Here is a 1,872-nt window from a genome sequence, read left to right as displayed (position 1 = left end):
CCGATCAAGTCCCATTAGGTCTGCTGCCGCTGCTGCGGAAAGGTAATGCGCGGGTCACCCATCAGACGAGCATTGCGGCACGGTCGGGGACCATCAATTGGGACGACCTCAACTGGGAGCGGTCGTACGACGTCATGAAGGCCTACGTCCAATCGAAGCTCGCGGTGGCTCTGTTCGCACGCGAACTCGAGGCTCGTAGTAGCGAAGGCGGCTGGGGAATCACCAGCAACATCGCTCACCCGGGAGTTTCGCCGACCAATCTGCTTGCGGCACAGCCGGGATTGGGCCGGCCGAAAGACTCGGCCGGCAGACGGTTGATCGGCGTTCTCGCCCGCGTCGGCATTGCGGGCACTGTGGACAGCGCAGCGCAGCCGGGATTGGTTGCGGCTGCGGGTACTGACGCGCATGGAGATCAGTTCTTCGGCCCGAAGCGACTCATCGGCGGGCCACCGACCGAGGTCGCCATGTGGAAGCCGATGCGCAGGATGGACGATGCGCGTCGCCTGTGGGAGGCCTCGGAACAGCTGACCGGTGTGCGGCTCTCGTCCTGATCGGCTGCGGTTCTCGGCCGTCACTGCGCACCCTGACGCACGCGTCACTGCGGGGTAGGCGCGGGCTCCCGGGCATGGTCGACCAGGTCGTGCACCAGCCCGATGATGACGTCCATCTGAGCGATGACCTCGACGCGCAATCGGTTCTGCTGGTCTTCCGGCATATCCGGAGTGTCCGGCCGGTCGAGCGACATCAGTAGATCGATGTTGGTGCGCAAGGCTGTCAGCGGCTCCATCAGTTCCGCGCCGGCATCGATGATCAGCTGACCCTGCCGTGCGCGCGAACGAGACAGGGAGGCCAACATCTCGTTGAAGCTGTTGGCCAGTGATGCCAGTTCATCGTCACCGTTGACGTCGATGGGCTCGAAATCTCCTGTGCGGGCAACACGTTCGGTACCGGCCCGCAGTCGCCTGACCGGGCGGAGTCCGGTGCGTGCGACGGCGGCACCGGCGACACCTGCCAGTGCGACGAGAAACGCCCCGACGAGGACCAGGGCGAGCGTGAGCTTGCCGAGTAGTGGTGACGCCGCGCTGAGCGATTCGGCCACCATGATTGTTTCGCCTGCGTCGGTGCGTTTGGCAGAGACGTAATAACCTCGCACCTCACGCAGGGATCTATCTGTGGTGCCGTCGATGACAGATCTTTCTGGATCGTCCAGAACTCCGTTGGAATTGGTGAACGGCTCGGAGCCGTTCGTCGACGTCACCAATGTGCCGTCAGTCGTCGCGAAGGCGACCTTCACCGCGGTTCCCTCGGTGTCTTCGATGGCGAAGCCGAGCAGATTGGCCGGAACCCCCGTTGCCGCGCTGGCAATAATGGCGTCGCTGTTGCGTTCCACGCGGTCCACGATCTGTGAGCGGAGGGCCTGCTCCGCGACAAGATAGATCGCGAGAGCACTCACTGCGACCGCCAGGGCTGCCACGCTCATCGTCAACACTCGGATGCGGCCGTGCAACGTAAGTGCTCTGGGGCGAGCGGCTGCACGTGGATTGCTCATTTCTCGAGTATGCCGGTCGTCGAGCGACGATCATTCTGCAGGCCGTGTGGACCGGCGTCGACATTCGGCAATGGTCGACGGTCAATCGAGTTCGTGCACCTGGGTTCGGCTTCCCTACCTTGGTGCGAGCGCCGGCATGGGTCCCAGGCCTCCGCGAAAGTTCGATCTTCAGAAGGGTGGGGTGTCGGTGTCTTCGGCTGTTGGTTCTGTTTCGGGGTCGTGGTTGTCGGGTGGGTTGGGGTAGGCGATGATGCCGGATCGTTTCGGTTTGGTGAGGATGTGTGGGCGGAGGTCGTTGGCGGCGATGGGCACAGTGGTGCCGT

Annotated in this window: 1 protein-coding gene and 1 pseudogene; one reads left to right on the top strand and one right to left on the bottom strand. The window is 63.6% G+C overall.

All coding sequences use genetic code 11. From position 1 onward, the window contains the following. Positions 1-551: pseudogene (locus RHBS_RS27415) on the top strand (short chain dehydrogenase); the annotation flags it as partial. 44 nt (positions 552-595) lie between these two features. On the opposite strand, the gene RHBS_RS27410 reads toward RHBS_RS27415, so the two are convergent. After that, positions 596-1,549, bottom strand: a complete 954-nt coding sequence (locus tag RHBS_RS27410; protein ID WP_128646910.1) for a HAMP domain-containing protein — start codon at positions 1,547-1,549, stop codon at positions 596-598. Positions 1,550-1,872: the final 323 nt, after the last annotated feature.

Source organism: Rhodococcus sp. BS-15 (genome assembly GCF_000813105.1).
Classification (GTDB): Bacteria; Actinomycetota; Actinomycetes; order Mycobacteriales; family Mycobacteriaceae; genus Rhodococcoides.
The sequence above is the reverse complement of the archived record's forward strand: the minus strand, read 5'-3'. Positions and strand labels throughout refer to the sequence as shown.